At 68.4% G+C, this 19,665-nt stretch carries 20 protein-coding genes and 1 tRNA gene; 2 read left to right on the top strand and 19 right to left on the bottom strand.

Translation table 11 applies throughout. The annotated features are described in order from the left end of the window. Positions 1-69: 69 nt before the first annotated feature. The 7 genes from FLX07_RS00580 to FLX07_RS00550 all read right to left on the bottom strand — a co-directional run bounded on the left by FLX07_RS00580 (position 70) and on the right by FLX07_RS00550 (position 7,243). On the bottom strand, positions 70-810 hold the full coding sequence (locus FLX07_RS00580) for an amino acid ABC transporter ATP-binding protein (protein WP_142567444.1): 741 nt from the start codon (positions 808-810) through the stop codon (positions 70-72). Continuing rightward, a complete protein-coding gene (locus tag FLX07_RS00575; RefSeq protein ID WP_142567443.1) occupies positions 807-1,646 on the bottom strand; it encodes an amino acid ABC transporter permease in 840 nt (279 codons plus the stop codon). The genes FLX07_RS00580 and FLX07_RS00575 overlap by 4 nt, the downstream gene beginning before the upstream one ends. Then, complete coding sequence (locus FLX07_RS00570; protein ID WP_142567442.1) at positions 1,643-2,536, bottom strand: ABC transporter substrate-binding protein; 894 nt, start codon at positions 2,534-2,536, stop codon at positions 1,643-1,645. Before FLX07_RS00570 ends, FLX07_RS00575 begins: the two co-directional genes overlap by 4 nt. A 109-nt stretch (positions 2,537-2,645) precedes the next feature. Next, on the bottom strand, positions 2,646-3,128 hold the full coding sequence (locus FLX07_RS00565) for a MarR family winged helix-turn-helix transcriptional regulator (protein WP_142567441.1): 483 nt from the start codon (positions 3,126-3,128) through the stop codon (positions 2,646-2,648). 35 nt (positions 3,129-3,163) lie between these two features. Further along, positions 3,164-3,985, bottom strand: a complete 822-nt coding sequence (locus FLX07_RS00560; protein ID WP_142567440.1) for a YceI family protein — start codon at positions 3,983-3,985, stop codon at positions 3,164-3,166. Then, the gene (locus tag FLX07_RS00555; protein ID WP_223852880.1) at positions 3,982-6,588 is read right to left on the bottom strand and encodes an MFS transporter; all 2,607 of its coding nucleotides are present in this window, start codon (positions 6,586-6,588) and stop codon (positions 3,982-3,984) included. Before FLX07_RS00555 ends, FLX07_RS00560 begins: the two co-directional genes overlap by 4 nt. 163 nt (positions 6,589-6,751) lie before the next feature. Next, on the bottom strand, positions 6,752-7,243 hold the full coding sequence (locus FLX07_RS00550) for a YajQ family cyclic di-GMP-binding protein (RefSeq protein ID WP_142567439.1): 492 nt from the start codon (positions 7,241-7,243) through the stop codon (positions 6,752-6,754). Between the two features lie 449 nt (positions 7,244-7,692). Between FLX07_RS00550 and FLX07_RS00545 the strand changes: the two genes are divergently transcribed. Beyond that, a tRNA-Tyr gene (locus FLX07_RS00545) sits at positions 7,693-7,777 on the top strand. Positions 7,778-8,001: 224 nt separating this feature from the next. On the opposite strand, the gene FLX07_RS00540 is transcribed toward FLX07_RS00545, so the two are convergent. The 6 genes from FLX07_RS00540 to FLX07_RS00515 form a co-directional block, all read right to left on the bottom strand. Continuing rightward, positions 8,002-8,541: a DUF6368 family protein gene (locus FLX07_RS00540; RefSeq protein WP_268239417.1), complete on the bottom strand. Its 540-nt coding sequence runs from the start codon at positions 8,539-8,541 to the stop codon at positions 8,002-8,004. Positions 8,542-8,698: 157 nt separating this feature from the next. Beyond that, the gene (locus FLX07_RS00535; protein WP_142567437.1) at positions 8,699-9,268 is read right to left on the bottom strand and encodes a GNAT family N-acetyltransferase; all 570 of its coding nucleotides are present in this window, start codon (positions 9,266-9,268) and stop codon (positions 8,699-8,701) included. A 149-nt stretch (positions 9,269-9,417) separates the two neighbouring features. Beyond that, entirely contained in the window at positions 9,418-10,335 is a 918-nt protein-coding gene (locus FLX07_RS00530; protein WP_223852923.1) for an SDR family NAD(P)-dependent oxidoreductase, read from the bottom strand. Positions 10,336-10,558: 223 nt separating this feature from the next. Beyond that, positions 10,559-11,782 (bottom strand): MFS transporter, encoded by a 1,224-nt coding sequence (locus FLX07_RS00525; RefSeq protein WP_208762014.1) that lies wholly within the window; start codon positions 11,780-11,782, stop codon positions 10,559-10,561. Positions 11,783-12,026: 244 nt separating this feature from the next. After that, complete coding sequence (locus tag FLX07_RS00520; protein ID WP_142567434.1) at positions 12,027-12,617, bottom strand: NAD-dependent epimerase/dehydratase family protein; 591 nt, start codon at positions 12,615-12,617, stop codon at positions 12,027-12,029. Between the two features lie 62 nt (positions 12,618-12,679). Further along, the gene (locus FLX07_RS00515; protein WP_142567433.1) at positions 12,680-13,435 is read right to left on the bottom strand and encodes an SDR family NAD(P)-dependent oxidoreductase; all 756 of its coding nucleotides are present in this window, start codon (positions 13,433-13,435) and stop codon (positions 12,680-12,682) included. 133 nt (positions 13,436-13,568) lie between these two features. Here FLX07_RS00515 and FLX07_RS00510 point away from each other — a divergent pair, with 133 nt between their 5' ends. Beyond that, on the top strand, positions 13,569-14,003 hold the full coding sequence (locus FLX07_RS00510; protein ID WP_142567432.1) for an Rrf2 family transcriptional regulator: 435 nt from the start codon (positions 13,569-13,571) through the stop codon (positions 14,001-14,003). Positions 14,004-14,040: 37 nt separating this feature from the next. On the opposite strand, the gene FLX07_RS00505 is transcribed toward FLX07_RS00510, so the two are convergent. The 6 genes from FLX07_RS00505 to FLX07_RS00480 form a co-directional block, all read right to left on the bottom strand. Then, the gene (locus tag FLX07_RS00505) at positions 14,041-15,078 is read right to left on the bottom strand and encodes an alpha/beta fold hydrolase (protein WP_223852879.1); all 1,038 of its coding nucleotides are present in this window, start codon (positions 15,076-15,078) and stop codon (positions 14,041-14,043) included. A 51-nt stretch (positions 15,079-15,129) separates the two neighbouring features. After that, on the bottom strand, positions 15,130-15,987 hold the full coding sequence (locus FLX07_RS00500) for a TIGR03620 family F420-dependent LLM class oxidoreductase (RefSeq protein ID WP_142567431.1): 858 nt from the start codon (positions 15,985-15,987) through the stop codon (positions 15,130-15,132). Between the two features lie 58 nt (positions 15,988-16,045). Then, positions 16,046-16,795, bottom strand: a complete 750-nt coding sequence (locus FLX07_RS00495) for a glucose 1-dehydrogenase (protein WP_142567430.1) — start codon at positions 16,793-16,795, stop codon at positions 16,046-16,048. 243 nt (positions 16,796-17,038) lie between these two features. Beyond that, on the bottom strand, positions 17,039-17,641 hold the full coding sequence (locus FLX07_RS00490) for a TetR/AcrR family transcriptional regulator (RefSeq protein WP_142567429.1): 603 nt from the start codon (positions 17,639-17,641) through the stop codon (positions 17,039-17,041). Between the two features lie 136 nt (positions 17,642-17,777). Then, positions 17,778-19,046, bottom strand: a complete 1,269-nt coding sequence (locus FLX07_RS00485; RefSeq protein ID WP_142567428.1) for a hypothetical protein — start codon at positions 19,044-19,046, stop codon at positions 17,778-17,780. Next, on the bottom strand, positions 19,043-19,555 hold the full coding sequence (locus FLX07_RS00480; RefSeq protein ID WP_142567427.1) for an RNA polymerase sigma factor: 513 nt from the start codon (positions 19,553-19,555) through the stop codon (positions 19,043-19,045). Before FLX07_RS00480 ends, FLX07_RS00485 begins: the two co-directional genes overlap by 4 nt. Between the last annotated feature and the right edge of the window lie 110 nt (positions 19,556-19,665).

Below are 19,665 nucleotides of genomic sequence, written 5' to 3'. Positions count from 1 at the left end.
CCGGCGCGTCCGCCCCGCCCATCCCCTTGCGAAGAACGCCGTTGTTCCAAGAAGGGGACGCTTCGGGCGTCAGACTCCGGGGTGCAGCACGCGGCTCAGGAACTCGCGGGTCCGCTCGTGCTGCGGGTCGGCGATGACCTGCTCCGGCGGCCCGTCCTCAACGATCACGCCGCCGTCCATGAACACCACACGGTCGGCCACCTCGCGGGCGAAGCCCATCTCATGGGTGACGACCAGCATGGTCATGCCGTCCTCCGCGAGCTTCCGCATGACCGACAGCACGTCGCCGACCAGCTCGGGGTCGAGAGCGGAGGTCGGCTCGTCGAACAGCATCAGCGAGGGGTTCATGGCGAGCGCGCGGGCGATCGCCACGCGCTGCTGCTGGCCGCCGGACAACTGGGGCGGGTAGGCGGCGATCTTGTCGATGAGGCCGACCTTCTCCAGGTTCTCCCGGGCGACGTGGTCGCACTCGCCCTTGCTCCGCTTGAGAACCCGCTCCTGGGCGATCGTGACGTTGCGCCGCACCGTCAGGTGGGGGAACAGGTTGAACTGCTGGAACACCATGCCGATGTGCCGCCGGGCGGCGTCGATGTCGGCGTCGGGGTCGGTCAGATCGATGCCGTCCACGACCACCGTGCCGGAGGTCGGCTGCTCCAGGAGGTTGACGCAGCGCAGGAGCGTGGACTTGCCCGAGCCGGACGGCCCGATCACGCAGACGACCTGGCCGCTCTCGACCGTGAAGTCGATGCCCTTGAGCACCTCGAGCTTCCCGAACGACTTGTGCAGGTTCCTGATCTCGACGGTGCTCATCGGCCCGCTCCCTGACGCGCTTCGAGCCGCCTCGCGACGTACCCGAGGGGGATCGTGATCAGCAGGTAGGTCAACCCGGTCGCGAGGATCGGCGTGGGGTTGGCGAACGTTGAGGACTGGTCGTTGCCGAACTTCGCCAGCTCGACCTGCGAGGCCGTCACGCCGAGCATCAGCACCAGCGACGAGTCCTTCAGCAGCGAGACGAGCTGGTTGGTGAGCGGCGGCAGCACGATCCTGATCGCCTGCGGGATGACGATCGACACCATCGCCCGCATGTGCGGCATGCCGAGCGAGCGCGCCGCCTCCATCTGTCCCTTCGGCACCGCCTGGATGCCCGCCCGGAAGTTCTCCGCCATGTACGCCGCCGAGACGACGCCGAGCCCGAGCGCGGCGCTGCCGTAGACCCCGCCGGGCAGCTCGAAGCCGGGGAACGCCAGCGGGAGGCTGCCGATCATCAGGAAGATGAGCAGGATCGGCAGGCCACGGAAGATCTCGATGTAGATCGCCGAGATCCACCGGTACGGCGCGACCGTGGACAGCCGCATCAGCGCCAGCACCAGACCCACCACGAAGCCCAGGGCGAAGCCCGACAGCGTGTAGATCACGGTGTTGCGGAGCGCCACCGTGAACAGTTCGGGCAGGCCCTTGCCGGCGACGTCGAGGTTGAGGAACGACTCGCGGATCGCTCCCCAGTCGGCCAGGGCGGCCAGGACGACGACGATCACCAACAGCACGGCGTACTGGACGCTTCGGCTGATGCGCTGCTTCTTGCGCGGGCTGAGCCCCTTGCGGGGCTCAGTCGGCGTAGTGGCCTGCTGCTCGCTCACAGCACTCATGATCCGGCGGCGGGCGATTCGGTTCCGGTCTCACCCGTCGAAGAGCCGCCCGAGGCGCCACCGGGTTCGGTGCCGAACCACTTCTTGTAGATCTCGTTGTAGGTGCCGTCGGACTTGGCGGCGGCGAGGACCTCGTCGACGACCTTCTTGAGCGCCGTGTTGTCCTTCTTCATGCCGATGCCGTACTGCTCACCGGTGTCGAGGCTGGCGACATGCTCGAACTTGGCGCTGATCTCGGGCTTCTTCAGCCAGGTCAGCACGACGGGGAGGTCCTGCACGATCACGTCCGCCTGGCCGGTCTGCAGGCCGAGCAGCTCCTTGGGGGAGTCGGCGAACTCGGTCGGCTCGAACCCCTTGCTCTTGACGTAGTCGAGGCCCGTCGTGGACGCCTGCGCGCCCAGCTTGAGGTTCTTGGCCTTGACGTCGTCGAGCGAGGTGATCCCGCTGCCCTTCTTGGCCATCAGCGCCTGGGTGGCGTCGAAGTACGGATCGGAGAACAGCAGGTTCTGCTGCCGCTCCGGCGTGATCGTCATACCGGCGGCGGCCACGTCGCACTTGCGGGAGTTCAGGGCGGCGCCGCTCTTGATCGCCGCGAAGTCGATGTCCACGATGTCCTGGGTCACGCCCAGCTTCTTCGCGACCAGGTCGACGATGTCCACGTCGAACCCGACGACCTTGTCGCCCTGGTTGAACTGGAACGGCTCGTACGGAATATTCGTGCAGGTCGTGATCTTTCCGGCGTTGACCAGGGCGACACCGCCGGGGGCGGCCGAGGCCGTCGCCGTGCCCGAGTCGGCGGAGTCGCTCCCGCAGGCGGTGACGGTCAGCGTCGCCGCCAGAGCCACCGCCCCGATGCTCGCCGCTTTCCGATAAGTGGACCAGGGAGCCACACCGGCCTCCTTGCTGTGGTGCGAAAACGTCTGAGGCGCAGTTTAAACGTCCCTTATGACGGTTTGGCCACCGCATGGAACGGAGCGAGTAACGCCGTGACCTCTGGTGTCAGGGGTGCATGCCCTCGGTGAGCATGTTGAACCGCTCCAGCATCCGCCCGAGCAGCCGTACGTCCTCCTCCGGCCAGGCGGCCAGCAGCGTGCGCAGCTGGCCCTCGCGGGCGGATCGCGCGTCGTCGAGCCGCCTGCGGCCCTCGGCGGTGAGAGCCAGCAGGTGAGCCCGGCCGTCCTCCGGGTCGGGGCTGCGGCTGATCAGCCCCAGCTCCTCCAGCACCTTGAGCTGGCGGCTGATCGTCGCCCGGCCGACCCGCAGGTAGGCGGCCAGGTCACTGGACCGCATCGGGGAGCTCTGGTCGATGCGGACCAGGAGGCCGTACGCGCCGGGGTCCAGCTCGGGGTGCACCTTGCGCCCCATCCCCGCGGAGAACGTCCTGGCGCGCCGAAGCAGGATGGCAAGCTGCCGCTCGACCGCGCAGTACGCCTCGTGTTCGCCGACCGTGGGCGGCCGGAGAGCGATGTCCGCCTCCGTCATGGCCTGCCTCCTCCTGACTGCGTGTGGCAGGGGGTCTACCCGCGCACCGCCTGGATGTCCAGCTCTACTTTCAGTGTCGCGCCGATCAGTGAGATCCCCGCCTGGACGACCTGGTTGTAGGTCATCGCGAAGTCGTCGCGGCGCAACTCCGTGACCGCGCGGAACGCCGCCCGCAGCCCGCCCCACAGGTCCGGTCCTGTGCCGAGGTAGGTCATGTCGAGATCGACCGGGCGGCTGACGCCGCTCAGCGTCAGCACGCCGTGCACCGTCCACCGGTCCGGGCCCGCCGGCGACAGTCCCGTGCTCCGGAACGTGATCACCGGGTGCACCGGGACGTCGAGGAAGTCCGCCGAACGCAGGTGATCATCGCGCATCCGGCTGCCCGTGTCGATGGACTCGGCGACGATCTCGGCGACCACGGACGACTCCTCCGGCGTGGCTCCCATCTCGATCCGCCCGGAGAACTCGGTGAACCGCCCCTGCACGCTGCTGAGGCCGAGGTGCCGGGCCGTGGCCGAGATCTTCGAGTGTTCCGGGTCGATCGTCCACTCGCCGGGCGGCGGGAGCTCGGTGCCGCCCTGCCGGGCCAGCACCAGCGTGCCGGCCTCGGCGGCGCCCGAGGCGGTCGCGATCGCGGTGGACGCGGCGGGCGCGTACCCGATCGCGGTCGCGACCACCGTGTAGACCCCCGGCGGCAGCGGGGCGGTGACGACCTGCCCGTCGGCGTCCGCCTCCGCCCGCGCCACCTGGTGGCCGGTCGTGTCCGTCACCGTGACGACCGCATGCTGCACGGCCCAGCCGTCCTTGCTCCTGACCAGGGCGTGCAATCCCCTGGGGACCGTCTCGGGGACGCTCATCGCTCGTGCCCCAGCCACACGTCGTACGGCTCGTCGCCCTGGCCGTCCAGGTTCAGCGTGCTCGCCACGGGCGGGTAACCGCTCGCGACGATGGTGTACTGCCCGCCGGTCAGGTCGGTGAAGGCGTACTCGCCGTCCTCGCCGGTGGTCACCCCGCCCACCACGTTGCCCGCGGCGTCGAGCAGCGTGACCCTCGCGTCGGCCAGGGGCACGCCGTCCTTGACGCGGACCGTGCCCTGCACCCGCGCGCCGGGCAGCAACACGACGTCGTGCCGGGTCTGGCCGGTGCCCAGCACCTCGATCGGAACGGCGGCCGGACGGTATGCCGAGCCGCTCACCGTGAGCGTGTAGGTGCCGGCCACGACGCCGGAGAAGGAGAAGCCGCCCTCGGCGTCGGTCGAGCTCGTGGCCACGACCTCGCCGCGCACGTCGGTCACGACGGCCACCGCGTCGGCGACCGGCGTCCCGTCGACGCCGCGCACGGTGCCGACGAGCCGGCCCGATGCCGCGAGCACCATGTCGAAGTCGACCGGCTGGTCGCCCACGACCAGCGTCGCGACCTGCGGCTCCCGGTCGCCCGCCGACGCGATCAGCACGTACGTCCCGCCGCCCGGCGCCTGGAGCGCGTAGCCCCCGTCGTCCCGGGTGACCGTACGGCCGAGCTGGTGGCCGCGCACGTCGATCAGCGTGAGCGTGGCGCGGCCCACGGGCACGCCGTCCCGGCCCTTGACCGACCCGCGGATGCCCACGCCGCCCGGCTCGTGCGACTCCACGGCGAGCGCGGCGTACGGCTGGGCCTGGGTGGTGGTGAGGACATGTGCGGTCAGGGGCTGTGCGGTCTGTGCGGCCGTTGGGTGCTGTGCGGCCGGTTCTGCGGCGGCCGGGGGCTGCGTGGCGGAGTGGCCGTTCGGCGAAGCGAACTCGGCCTCGGCCGTGATCGGCCGCTGCCGGTCGTGCTGCTGCCTGTCCCTCTGGGCGTGGCGTCCGGCCACGGCGCCGTTCCGCTGGCGGGCGATCTCGGGGTCGGGGGTGGCGTCGGTCTCCTGCGCGTCGGCGCTGACCGTGATCGCGCTGGTCCGCAGCGCGACCTCCTTGATGAACAGCACGGCGATCAGCGCGAGGAGGGCGAGCGGCGCCGCGTAGAGGAACAGGTCGCCGATGCTGTGGCCGTACGCGCTCTTCACCGCCGTGCGGATCGGGGCCGGCAGCGCCGAGAGCTTGGGGATCGCGCCGCTCTCCTGGCCGGTGCCGTGGACGCCCAGCGCGGCCAGGGCGTCCGCCAGGTAGCGCTGGACGCGGTCGCCCAGCAGGGCGCCGAGGGCCGAGACACCGATCGCGCCGCCGAGGGAGCGGAAGAACGAGACCAGCGAGCTGCCCGCGCCTAGGTCCTGCGCACGGACCTGGTTCTGCACCGCGAGAACGAGGTTCTGCTGGCTCATGCCGATGCCGACGCCGACGAAGAACATGAATATCGCGACGAGCCAGTAGTCGGTGTCGTACCGCAGCGTGCCCATCAGGGCGAACCCGGCGGTGAGGAAGAAGGTTCCGGAGACCAGGAAGACCTTCCAGTGGCCGGTGCGGGTGATGATCTGCCCGGAGACCGTGGAGGAGATCGCCAGGCCGAGGATCATCGGCAGCGTCATCAGGCCGGCCACCGTGGGCGTCTCGCCCCGGGCGAGCTGGAAGTACTGGCTGAGGAAGGTCGTGCCGCCGAACATCGCGACGCCGACCAGCACGCTGGCGACCACGCTGAGGCTGACGGTCCGCATCCTGAACAGGCGCAGCGGGACGATGGGCTCGCTCACCTTGGACTCGACCAGGAGGAAGAGCATCGCGAGGACGACAGCGCCGCCGACCATCGCGCCGGTCTGCCACGACAGCCAGTCGTACTTGTTACCGGCGAAGGAGACCCAGATCAGCAGCAGCGAGACCGCGGCGGTGATCAGCGTCGCGCCGCCCCAGTCGATGCGCACGTCACGCTTGACGGTCGGCAGGTGCAGGGTCTTCTGCAGCACGATCAGCGAGAGGACCGCGAACGGCACGCCGACGTAGAAGCACCAGCGCCAGCCGAGCCACGAGGTGTCGACGATGAGGCCGCCGACGAGCGGGCCGCCGATCGTGGCGACGGCGAACACCGCGCCCAGGTAGCCGGAGTAGCGGCCGCGTTCCCGCGGCGAGATCATCGCCGCCATGATGACCTGGGTGAGCGCGGTGAGGCCGCCGGCGCCGAGGCCCTGGATCACTCGTGCCGCGATCAGCATGGTGGGGTTCTGCGACAGACCGGCGATCGCCGAGCCGATGACGTAGACGGTCAGTCCGAGCTGGATGAGGATCTTCTTGCTCATCAGGTCGGCGAGCTTGCCCCAGATCGGGGTGGACACCGTCGTGGCGAGCAGGGTCGCGGTGATCACCCACGTGTAGGTGGTCTCGTTCGCGTGCAGGTCTGCCGTGATCGTGGGGAGCGCGTTCGACACGACGGTCGACGACAGGATCGCGACGAACAACCCCAACATCAGCCCCGAGAGCGCCTCCAGGATCTCCCGGTGCGTCATCGCGGGGGCCGCCGTGCCCGGCGGCGTCTCCCTGGCCATCGCAGTCGCCATCGAAGTCCTTCCCCATGTGATCAAACTTAGTTTCCCTAAGCAATCATAATCTGATCGTTGCTTCGGGCAACCAAATGGTCATGGCGCGGGGGCGGCCGAAAACGACGAAGGCCCTGAACCCGCAGGTCAGGGCCTTTCCGTCAGTGTCGCGCTGTGACGCGTCTCACCGGTAGTTGACGAACTGGAGGGCGATGTCGAGGTCCTTGCCCTTGAGCAGGGAGATCACCTCCTGAAGGTCGTCCTTCTTCTTCGAGCTGACCCGGAGCTCCTCGCCCTGGATCTGAGCCTTCACGCCCTTGGGGCCCTCGTCCCGGATCAGCTTCGAGATCTTCTTGGCGTTCTCCTGGTCGATGCCCTCCTTGAGGGACACCATCAGGCGATACTCCTTGCCGGACAGCTTCGGCTCGCCCGCGTCCAGGATCTTCAGAGACAGGCTGCGCTTGACGATCTTCTCCTTGAAGACGTCGAGAACCGCGTTGGCCCGCTCCTCGCTGTTCGCCTTGATCTCGATGTCCTTCTGCCCCGACCAGGAGATGCTCGCGCCGGTGCCCTTGAAGTCGAAACGGTGCCCGACCTCCTTGACCGTCTGGTTCAGGGCGTTGTCGACCTCCTGCTGGTCGATCTTGCTCACCACGTCGAAACTGCTGTCGGCCATCGGTGTCCGTGTCCTCTCTCCGTTGCCCTTCGAGATTAGTGGGCCCCGATGTGATCAGAGGTCTTTCCTCATGACGACGTGGGCGCCACCTCCACTGCCGAGGTGGGCCAGGCCGTCGACCACCCCGAGCAGGGCGAACCCCGCCGGCGGCCGGCCGGCCACGATGACACGCCTGGCATCGTCGCACTCTCCGACGACCGTGATGCCCGGCGGGAAGACGATGCCGAGCGGTGCGACACTCCGTCCGCCGCTCGCTCGATCCCCGTGAGGGCCACGAAATCCGCCGCCCTGTCTGGCCACCGTCCCACCCTGGCCGGTGCTGCGCCGCGGCCGCCTCCGAGTCCCGGGAGGCCTTTGCCGATCATGGGAGGGGCGGGCCGGAACCCATGTCACGTGTACGCGGGAAGTCCGCTATTCTTCTACCTGTCGCCGCGGCGAGCGGAAGACAAGGCAGGTTGCCCGAGTGGCCAAAGGGAGCGGTCTGTAAAACCGTCGGCTCAGCCTACGCAAGTTCGAACCTTGCACCTGCCACCAGCAGAACAGCAGCTCAGAGGCCCTCCGGGGCCTCTTCTGCTTTTTCCGGCCTATGCAGCCGTAGGCCACTCTGAGCGGCGGTCTGTCGGGAGTCGCGCAATATACGCGCAATGATCTTCACCGTGTTTTCCCTGGTCACGATGGCTTTCGGGCATGGCTTCTGGCCCAGACGCTGTGTCAGGGCCTCCAGTTCGGCGGTTGAGCAACGGGGATGGCCATCGGGTCTACTTGACGAGCTGGAAGTTGGGGTGAGCCACCCACGCCCGCACCAGTTCACTGGTGCCGTACGCAGTGCACACGGGTCCGGGCGTGATCGCAATCAAGCCAGGCAGGTCCCGGATAGCGGGCGCCTGCCAGTGATGGATCTCGATTGAGACGACACCATCCACGAGGGCCATCACCTCGGCGGTTAGCAGGGCGGTGACCATATGGTCCACTCGGCCGTTGCACATCGCGATGATGCTTACATCGTGAGTTGGAGTGAACCCAATCACCGGTTCGAGATTCGGTAGATCGGCATGCTCGGCCTCGAACGTCTCCTCGTCACCGACTCCCGGTCCGGCGGTGATAACCAGGAAAGGCCGAGAACGTTCCTGATCAAGATCAACGACACCCAAAGACTCCGCGACCACGCTGAGATCAAAGTGCCCGGGACGCTCCTCCACGAACCGGTCTGATATATGGGAGAGCATCCGACGCAAAACCCCTAGCCGCTCATCTGAGAGCGGTCCCGGCAGCTCCACTCCCAGTACCGGTCCTGCCACAAGTGGAGCGTAACGGCTTACACGCCCATCATGATCCCGGAAATCGTCCAGCGCTCCGGTCCGTGCATCCGGGATCCTGGGCCAAGAGCGCGGAAGGGTCCCGGATGGCTTCCGGGACCCAGTCTGTACGGCTGCGAGTCACGCCGCCAGGGCGTCATCAATCCTCCGGTTGGCGATCTCCTGTTGGCCGTACCGGCCCCTTCGGGCCGCCAAGGACGTGAACGTACCAAGGCGTTGAGGGCTCACTCAGAAGGTCCTTGTTGTAGACCACGAAGGCGCATGGTGTCGCCAGGAGGGGCGCCAGATGGGGGTAGGACTCGTCGATGACCCCGGTGCGGACTTTCCGGTAGCCGATGCTGGTGTACCAGGTGGCCAAGAACTCCTTCGAGGGGTGGGACCACTCCCGCGGGAAAAGCACCTCAAGCTGCATCACGGCGAGCCCGGCGTTCTTGCATCCCTGCTCCGCGAAATGGACGAGTTCCCGTCCGATCCCGATGCCGCGGTGATCAGGGTCTGCGGCGAGCATTCCGAACTCGCCGGTGATGTCGTCGAGATGCCGCACCCGGACGCAGCCGACGAGCCGCCCCTCCAACCGGGCCACCGCGATCTCGCCGGCGAGGGTCAGTCGGGAGATCTCATCCGCTGACGTTCGTTCGGCGCCCGCCCGCCACAACCCCTGTTCGGCGACCGCGTACACCCGGTTGACGAGAAGGGCGACGTCGGTCATGAGGGCGGCATCAGCACTCGCGTCCACGGGCAGCCGGATGATGGTCAGATCCTTCACAGGTCATAGTCCTTCCTGCCAGGTGGAGAGCCATCGGTCTTCTCGGTATCCCGCACCCACCGCGCCCTCGATGAGATCAGTGGGGCGCGAGGTCAGCGTGAGTCCGAGGTGCCGGAGAGGTCGGTGGTGTCGCCGATGGTCGTGGACGCGTACTCCCAGAGGCGGTCCGCGGCGGCGGGATCGACGGCCCACTCGGCCACCATGTCCACCATCGCCTCGGGGCCGCCCTCCGCCATCAGATGGGGGCCGCCCTCGACGACCGGGGCCTCCTGGTTGTTCTCGAAGTAGCGTCCGGTCACGCCTTCGAGGAGCGGTGACGCGGCGAGCAGGACGCTGGTGGCAGCCCCTTCCTCAGGCGTCTTGTAGTGATCCGGAATGGTCGTGTTCCCGTCCGGGTCCGTCACGCCGAGCGCCTGCAGGGTGGCCGCATCCAGGTGACGCATCAGGTTCGTCAGAATCTGCCCCGGAGCGCAGGCGTTGGCGCGGATGCCGTCCTGTGCCCATCGGCGGCTGATCCCGACGGCGAGCAGCACGTCGGCGGTCTTCGACTGTGCGTAGGCGATCCTGGAGTCGTACGGCTTCCGCTCGAACTGCGGGTCCTCGAAGTCGACCCCCGCCAGCAGGTGCGCACCGGAACTGACCATGACCACGCGAGCCCCCTCCGCCGACCGAAGGGCCGTCCGCAGGCCCGTCACCAGTGCGAAGTGGCCGAGGTAGTTGGTGGCGAGCTGCATCTCCCAGCCCTGTGCGTTGACCTGGCGCTCGGGCAGCATCATCACGCCCGCGTTGGCGACGACGGCGTCCACCGGACCGTCCCAGGCGGCGCAGAAGGCCCGCACCGAGTCCAGGTCGGCGAGGTCGACCGCGGCGACGTCGATGTTCGGGGACTCCTCCACGAGCGGCTTGGCGATGGCGGGGTTACGGGTGGCGATCGTGACGCGTGCGCCGGCGCCGGCGAGGGCGCGGACCGTTGCGGTTCCCACCCCCGACGCTCCTCCCGTGACGATCATGCGGCGTCCGGTCAGGTCCACCCCGGCCAGAACCTCCGCTGCAGTGGTACGCGCACCGAAGGGAGTAGAGATAAGCGTCATTGCGGTTTCCGTTCTTTCGCGACGGTTGATGCACACATGGATGTGAAGGCTGATCTGATCGCCGGGCATGCTGAATGTGAAGATGAGCCCAGCCGGGGTCCGGACGAGGTCCCCGTCCGTCGGTCTAAGCCGAGCCCTTGGCTCAGGCACGGTGTCTCATGCGCGTCTGGGCGACGAGGCTGACGAGCGCGAGCAGGACGGTCAGGGCCGTGTAGCAGACGACGGCCGGGACCTCGCCGAGCGGGCCCACGAGCTGACCCTCGATGACGATGGGCACGCCGAAGGCGACGTAGGAGACCACGTAGATCCCGGCGACGACGCCCGCCCGCTGGTGCGCGGCCGCGAGCGGGAAGACCAGGCGCAGGGCCGCGGAGAAGGACGCCCCGAAGCCGACACCGGCGACGGCCTGCCCGATGATCATGACGGTGAGGCTTCCGGCGTACACCCCGCCGATGATGCCGACGGCCCCGGCGACGGACGCGTAGATGCCGACGGTCATCGCCCGTCGCGGGTCGACGCGGGCGAACGACAGCCCGACGACGGTCGAGACCGCTGGCGCGATGAATCCGGTCAGGCCGTTGAGCAGGCCGCTGTCCAGGTGGAAGACGCTGCGGACCATGTTCGGCGCGAGCCCTCCGGACAGGCCGGCGAGCATCCAGACCGCGGCGACCACGGGTGCGGCGGCGGCGAACTCCTTCCGGGCGGCGCGCGGGATCGCCACGCGCGGGACCATCGAGCGGAGCGCGCCGGGGGTGCGGGTCATGGTCTCGGGCGACAGGACGACGGCGACGATCCCGAGAAGGGTCAGGACGATGAGGACGGTGAAGGTGATGGTGTTCGCCGTGGGCGTGAGCTGGATCGCGAGGCCGGCCAGCAGGGATCCGGCGCCGAGGCCGCCCGTCAGGCCGGCGCTGCCGAGGATCGTGCCGAGCCTCTTGCTGCCCGCGGGGGCGAGTTCCACGAGCGCCGCGGTGAAGGCGGCCGTCGCGGCGCCGCTGGAGACGCCCTGCACGATGCGTCCGGCGATCACCCATCCGATGTCGGAGGCGAGGAGGAACAGGACGTTCGACACGAGCTGGACGACCAGGGCTCCGATCAGGACCGGGCTCCGGCCGACGTGGTCGGAGAGCGAGCCCAGCGTCAGGACGGCGGCGAGGAAGCCGGCCGCGTACACGGCGAACGCCAGGGTGAGGAGCGACGGCGGGAAGTCCCACTGCTGTTTGTAGAGCACGAGCAGCGGCGTCAGCGCGCCTGCCGCGAGGTAGAGACCGGTGAACGCGAGCGCCGCGCCCGTCAGGGCGAGTCCGGCGGGGAGAGTGCGCCGGCGGGGGATCGCGCGCGTCCCGACGGTTACATGAGATGACAAAACAGGTCCCTGAAGAATCCACGCACGCATGAGCGCGGTGGCCTGAGAAATTGGTGATGGCCGGGATGGGCCGGCCCGGGACCGGGCTTGGCTGGACCAGGCCAGGTGGACGGTCAGCCGCTCTGTGGGCCGGCCCGGTCGCCGTGCGCCACGATGGCGAGGTCTTCGAGCTCGACGTCCTTGCCGGACGCGGTGCGGGCGCCGATCACGACGGGCTCGCGGGTGCCCTGACGTCCCCCGACTCCTACGCGGGCTGGTCGGTGATGACGACGACGCCTGACGGCGCGTCGAGCAGTTCCACCGTCCGGTCGGCGGCGTGGTCGATCTGGACGCGTGGCTCGGCGGGGATCTGCTGTTCGTTGTAGGTGCCGGGTCCGTAGAACTGCCCGTAGCTGAGCACGACCCCGCCCTCGGCGAGTACGGAGCGTTCGAGCTCGATGACGGCGTCGGCGTCGGGGCCGGCCGGTAGCTGCCAGGCGACGGTCTGGGCGAGGATCTTCGGTGATCCGCTCTGCCGTGCCGCCTCGATCAGGTTCTGGTTGCCCTCGGTCCGGATGCGGGCGTTGAGCTCCACGTGGTCACCGATCTTCTCGACCTCGTCCGGCAGATCGGTCAGTTCGTTCAGGATGACGTCCGGGGCGAAGTCGCGAACCGCTTTGATCAACGCGTCGCGGTCGAAGACGTCGCACAGGATCGGCTCGGCGCCGAGCCGGGCCAGCAGCTCGGTCTTGCCGGACGAGCGGGTCATGCCGCCGACCACGTGCCCTTCCTTGACCAGGCGGGGAATCAGCCGCTGCCCGATCACGCCGGACGCGCCGGCCAGAAAGATCCTCATATGCCTCTCCTGACTTGACTCTTTAGTAGTCAGCCTAAGTGGCTGACTACTATATGGTCAAGTCAGGCGTTGTAGCCGCCGTGGGCGTCCAGCACTGCGCCCGTGATGTACGACGCGGCGGGGCTCGCCAGGAAGACGATCGCCGCGGCGATCTCGTCGGGATGGCCCATGCGCTGCAGCGACAGTGAGCTGAGCAGGGCCTGGAGGGTCTCGGCGTCCGGCGGCTCCATCCCGCTCTCCATCAGTCCGGCCTCCACGACGTTGGCCGTGATGCCCCGGCGGCCAAGGTCGCGGGCGACGCCCATCGTGTACCTCTCGACACCAGACTTGGTCGCCGAATAGTCGGCAAGGCCCGGGACGCCCACCCGCGAGCCCAGCCCCGAACTCACCGTGATGATCCGGCCGTCGGCGCGCAGCACTCTGGAAGCGGCCCGGATGGTGGCGATCACGCCGAGATAGTTGGTGGCGTGCATGCGGTCGAGCGCGGCGGTGTCGGCGTCCGGGTCGTCCACGGTGCGGCCCTGTTCCGGCGAGATCGCCGCGTTGTTGATGAGGATGTCCAGGCCGCCGAAGTGTGCGACCACGTCGGCGATCAGCGCCGGCGCCCGGCTCGTGTCGGCCTGATCGGTCCGGAAGGCGACGGCCTTCGCCCCCTTGCCGCGCACCTCGTCGACGACGGCCTTCGCCTGCTGGTCGGAGCTGACGTAGGTGAACGCGACGTCGGCGCCCTGCTCGGCGAGCAGCCGTACGGTCGCGGCTCCCAGTCCGCGGGACCCGCCAGTGACCAGGGCGACCTTTCCTGTGAGTGGCTTGTTCATTCTTCGCACCTCTCTGTTGCATCGTTGGCTCAGTTGTCAGAACAATATTGGTTACGACAGTGTTATCGCAACCAAAGCTGTTACATCAGCAGTGTCGTAACATGATGCGTTACGGCTGAGGGAGTGAGGGCTCATGAGCGCCAACAGCAGGTTGACCATCGCCGCCCACGCGCTGGCCTGGATCGGCCTCTACCAGCGCCAGGGCCATGAGGTCGCCACCTCCGAGCAGATCGCGACCAGCGCGAACACCAATCCCGTGGTGATCAGGCGACTGCTCGCCGAGCTTCGCAAGGCAGGGCTCGTCGAGTCCCGGCGCGGCTTGGGCGCGGGCTGGGCGCTCGCACGCGAGCTGGAGTCGATCACGCTGCTCGACGTGTACGAGGCGGTCGAACCCGGTCCGCTGTTCGCGATGCACCGCGCCACACCCGATCAGGACTGCGTGATCGGTTACGGCATCCAGCCGGCGATGCAGGGCATCTACGAGGGCGTCGAGGAGACGCTGAGGCACGAGCTGGCCCGCATCACGCTGGAGAACGTACTCCGGGACGTTCTCGCCGCACCCCGCTAGCGCCTGGGCGTTGCGCTGGTGCCGCCATGACCTGGTTTCAGCCCCGGTAGGGCGCGAGGAAGGGCTTGAGGGCCGCGATCACCTGATCGGGGTTCTCGTCCATGAGGAAGTGACCGGCGCCGGGGATGATCACGCTGCTGACGTGCGTCGCGACGGCCCGCATCTCCGTCTCCACGCCGGTGCCGACGGCTCGCTCGCCCGCGACGGCGAGGACCGGCATCTTGAGCTTGGTCTTCTTGCGCTCGGTGTTCTGGGCGATGATCTCGTCGATGGCGCGGTAGAACTCGAAACTGCTGCGCAGCGCCTGCGGGCTCGACTTGAGCGCGTCGACGTAGACCTGAACGGCGACCGGTGGCATCGAGGTGGGCGTCGTGCCCTTGGACGCGAACTGGTACCTGAAGTAGAGGTCCTCCCGGCCCCGCACCAGTTGTTCGTTGATGCCGTCGACGCGATTGAACGGGAAGTGCCACAGCAGGTTGTTCAGCTGTCCCGGGATCAGCAGGGCGCCGGGTTCGGTGAGACCAGGAGTGATCGTCTCCATGGCCACGAACCGGTCCACGGCCGTCGGGTGGTCCGAGGCGAGCGCGTAACCCGTCCAGGCACCCACGTCGTGGGTGACGAGGGCGAAACGTTTGTGGCCCAGGGCTCTCATGAGCTTCACCGAGTCGTTGGCGAGGGTGCCCGAGTCATAGCCCGACGCGGGTTTGGCCGACAGGCCCACTCCGCGGGAGTCGATCGCGACGACGCTGAAGTCCCGTGTGAAGGCGGGCAGTACGTTCCGCCAGGCGTACCACGTCTGCGGCCAGCCGCCGATGAACAGCACCGGCGGGCCATCCCCGCCGGTCACCGCGTGCAGCCGCAGCCCGTCGACGTCGACGTACCGGCTGGTGAAGGTCTTCCAGAAGCCCTTCGGCAGGCCGGGCAGGCGGGTGGCGGGCGTGGGCTTCCCGCCCGTCGACCGGGCGAGGGCCTGCGATGTGCCTCCGGTCAGGAACGGCATGGCAGCGGCGCCGACTGCTGCGGTCCCGAGCAGCCATCGCCTGCTGAATCTTTCGTTTTCACTGTCGGGGTTCATGGAGGGAAACCTTTCTGGAGGAGGTCGAATGTCATGCCGGCCTGCTCGGCGTCAGGAGGCGAGCGGCGCCAGCCTTCGCCACTCGGGCAGGGGCATCGCCGAGGCTGCGCCCACGACGTGCAGGCAGACATGGTCGGCTCCGGCTTGGTGGTGTGCGCGGATGCGCGTGCCGATGGCCTCGATGTCGCCCCAGGCCACGACGCTGTCGATGAGACGATCGCTCCCGCCGTGGGCGAGGTCGTCGTCGGTGAACCCCTGGCGGCGCAGGTTTCGCGCGTAATGGTCCATGCCGAGGAACACGCTCAGGAAGTCGCGTGCGGCGGCGCGGGCCTTGCCGGGATCCTCTTCGAGGACGACGGCCTGGTACGGCGCGATGACCGGCCCGTCACCCAGCTGCTCGCGCGCTGCGGCCGTGTACTCCGGGGTGACCATGAACGGGTGTACGCCCGCGGTGCGTTGTCCCGCCAGCTCGGTCATCTTGGGGCCGAGTGCCGCCATGACTCGCTCGCCCGCGGGCACCGGCGCTGGAGCTTGTTCGAGTCTGTCCAGGTAGGCGGTCATGTCGGCCAGGGGCCGATACGGCTGTCCCGCGCTTCGGGCTGCTGCCGGGTCGCTGACGCCGAGGCCGAGCAGGTGCCGACGGCCGTAGGTGCTCTGCAGGCGCGCGTGTCCTGCCGCCATGTCGGCGGCTTGATGACGCCAGATACTCGCGACCCCGACAGCCACCATCGTGTTGCGGGTGGCCCGCAGCAGACGTTCCGAGTCGCCGAGGATGTCACCGCCGCCCAGACCCGGTATCCACAATGCGCCCCAGCCCAGTTCATCGAGCTCGGCGGCGGCGTCGCCGATCTCGTGCGGATCGGCCATCCGCAGCTCGATACTCCAAATACCTGTTCGACCCAGTTGCATGTGCCGTGTGCCTTCATCCGTGAAAGTGACAGTCCGGCAGGCGGGCTGAGGCCGGTGCCTAGATCTGGTTACGGCCGCCGTCGACGAAGAGCTCGATGCCGGTGATGAAGGTGCTCTGGTCCGAGGCGAGGAAGAGAACGGCACTGGCCACCTCGTCCGGCCGTCCGACACGGCCCATCGGGATCGTGCCGGCCATGTAGGACTTGAGCTGGTCGGCTCCCTCCTGGTCGGGAGCGAGGCCGTCGATGCCGGGGGTGTCGATCGTGCCGGGGCTGACGGCGTTGACCCGGATCGATCGACCCTTGAGTTCGGCCGCCCAGGTGCGGGCGAAGGAGCGTACGGCCGCCTTGGACGCCGCGTACACGCCGAACGCCTCATTGCCGAGGGTGCCGGCGTTGGATGACTGCAGGATGATCGAGGCGCCGTCGTTGAGCAGCGGCAGTGCCTTCTGGACGGTGAAGAGCACGCCCTTGGTGTTGGTGCCGAAGGTCTGGTCGAAGTGCTTCTCGGTGACCTGCTCCAAAGTGGCGAACTCGCCGCCTCCCGCATTGGCGTAGAGCACGTCGATGCGCCGGTTCTGCTGGGCGACAGCGGCATAGAGCCGGTCGAGGTCGGCCAGATCGGCGACGTCGCCTCGTACGCCGGTCGCATTGCGGCCGATCTGGGCCACCGCGGCGTCGAGTGCGTCCTGGCGGCGGCCGGTGACGAAGACGTGCGCGCCCTCCGCTGCGAAGCGCTCTGCGGTGGCCAGGCCGATTCCGCTGGTTCCTCCGGTCACGATGGCCGTCTTGCCGTCGAGCTGTCCCATGGGGCGACTCCTTACGTCCGAATGTTTTTTATCGAGCACTAAAAAACTAGCCTCGGCGAGGAGCGCGTGTCAACCGGAAGGGATGCCTGGTACCTGCCGCCCGCGAGCGACGGACGGCGTCATCAAAGGCGGCGCAGCAGCCCGGCCCGCGTCCGGGCGTATCTGGCGCCGCTCGCGCCTGTTACTCGTGCGCGGAGGGTGATCGCCGGCTGGATCCGCCGCACACGGGCGGTGGGGCCACCGTCAGGCGCCGGGCCGCTGCGGCCAGACGGTCATGGCCATGTCCACGATCTGGTGAAGTTGCTCTCGCGGCGTGCCACCGGCCGCCTGGACGGCTATGCCCTGGTAGATGGTGGTGAAGTAGCGCGCCAGACGTTCGGGATCGCTGCCGTCCGGAAGCTCACCGCTTCTGCCCGCCTGCTGCAGTCGTTCCCGCAGGGCCGCCTCTCCGGCCGCCCTGCGCATCGTCAGTTCATCGCGTGCAGCCTCCGCGCCGGGCGAGCAGGCCAAGCCGCCCTGCACGGTGATGCACCCGCGTGGATGGCCGGGCTCGGTCGTCGCGTCAGCGGCGCCGTGCAGGAGGGCTTCCACGGCCGCACGTGCCGTCGGCTCCGCGAACGCCTCGCGGATGTAGCGGGCGGGGCCGTCGGCGTATCGGTCGAGCACCTTACGGAACAACTGCTCCTTGTTGCCGAAGGCGTTGTAGAGGCTGGGCGCATTGCTGATGCCCATCGCCTTGAGCAGGTCGGAAATCCCGGTGCCCTCGTAACCCTGGCGCCAGAACACCTCCATCGCCCCATCGAGGGCCGCGTCGCTGTCGAAGGTACGCGGTCGTCCCCCGGCCATGGTCGCCTCCAGACCGAATGGAATTTGTAGTCATTGCTAACATACGCGGTCCCGGCGAGGAGCCCCGGCCGTCCGCTCGCTTCCGTGTCAGGCCCGCGCAGCCATGACCTCGGACGAGTCCACGATCAGACCGCGATCACTGCGCCGGGGTGTCCCCGAGGGCGTCGACGTAGCCGGTGGTCTCGAACGTCTGCTGGAGCAGGGGCATGGCGGTCCCCGCCTCGATGACGTCGAGCTCCAGCGCCTTGCCGGTCTTGTCGTCGAAGATCAGGCGGTAGGTGATCCTGCCGGCCTCGCCGGCGTCGTCCGGTCCCGTCGTGTCGAGGGCGACGCCGGTGCGGCCGAGTGCGTCGGTTACTCCAGTGCTCGACTTCAGCCCGGACGCCGAGTCGGCCAGCACCTGGTACAGGGCGGCCCTGGTTCCTGGCGTGATCGGCGCGGTCAGCAGATCGGCGCCTGTCTGCCACAGGTAGTCGGCGAGCTGCTTCTTGCCACTGGCAGGGCTCTTCTCATGCAGGCTCAGCAGCCTGTCCTTCAACCCCTGCTTGTCGGTCGGCAGCTTCGCGACGTTCGACCAGGTCAAGCTGGGGTTGTCGATCGACACCACGCCGGTGGGCAGGGTTTCCCGAGAGCCGGAGGGGTCGTCGGCCAGGCGCGGCGAACCGGCTTGCTTCCACTTCGCCTCATCGGCCGGAGTCGCGAATGCGATCTTCATGTCCAGGCCGGTCACCCGGCGGCCGGCGGCGCCGCCGAGCGAGCGCCAGGTGTCGGTGGTCTCCGAACGGCTTGCGGCGTACGGCAGTCTTGTGGTCTTCAGCTCATGGACCTTCTTGTCGAACTCCTTCATCGCGGCATTGAGTTCGTCCGGCTTGTTCTTCAGCTCCTCCTTCTTGGCGTCCTGCTCGGCCAGCAGTTTCTTGATCTTGGCCGCGTACTCGTCCGGGGCCACTCGGACCAGTTGGGTGGTACGCACCCGCGAGTACCAGAACTTGCCTGAGCCGGCCGGTTCCTCGGTGGACACCTTGGCCGCGGCGAGCAGGACTGTCCGGGTGTTCACGGTGGTGGTGGACGTATCGGTGCTTCGGAAGGCCTCGCCACCGACGCCACCGACGCCGCCGACGCCGCCGGGGCTTTCGCCGGCGGAGATCGCGAGTGGCGAGGAGTCGCCTGAGAGGACCTGAGGGACGATGATCGCGGCGGCGGCGAGCCCCGCCACGGCCGTACCGGTGATCAGATAAAGGGGGCGACGCTGGGGCATGGGAAATCTCCGGGTGTGGTGAGGGGCGCGGGGCGTCCGGAACGCCTGGGCGAGGTCCGCGGAGCGTCGTCGCCGGTGCGCCTCCTCGGTGAGCGAGTCGGGACGCAGCGTGGCGATCAGTTCGTTCACAGAGTCTTCGTCGTTCATGCCTGCTCCTGGAAGGTCAGCGGGGGATGCGGGCGAAGCGCGTTCGCGAGCCGGCGGCGTGCACGGTGGAGACGGACGTTGTAGGTGCGGGCCGAGCAGCCCGCGACCTCCGCCGCCTGCGCGGGTGTGAGGCCGTACCAACTGGCCAGGACGACCGCCTCGATGTCCTGTTCCCGCAGGCCGGCGAGTACGGCGAGTGCCTCTTGCCGGTCGGCCACGCGTTCGGCGACGTCTCCGTCGGCGAACGTGCTCAGCTGAGCGAGCCGGGTGACCAGTTCGTCACTGCGGAGCCGCTTGACGCGCTGGTTGCGCAGCAGGTTCCTGGTGACGCCGAGCAACCACGGCAACGGCGGCTCGGGTATGTCGTCCCAACGCCGCCAGGCGACCAGGAACGTCTCGCTTGCCACGTCTTCCGCCAGCGCAGGCTCGGCGCGCAGCAGGGCATAGCCCAGAACGTTCCGATAGTGCTGGTCGTAAAGATCGGTGAATCGTTCTTCGGGATCGTCCACGCTAAGAAGTGTTCGGAGGGCCCATCTGGATTACCGGCGTCGCCGAAAGACTCACCGGTCCCTCCATCCTCGCAGGTCGCAGCACGCCTTCCGCCGAGTCCCCCGCCGGA

Source organism: Microbispora bryophytorum (genome assembly GCF_006874465.1).
GTDB classification, from domain to species: Bacteria; Actinomycetota; Actinomycetes; order Streptosporangiales; family Streptosporangiaceae; genus Microbispora; species Microbispora bryophytorum.
This window is presented reverse-complemented; position numbering and strand designations above follow the sequence as displayed.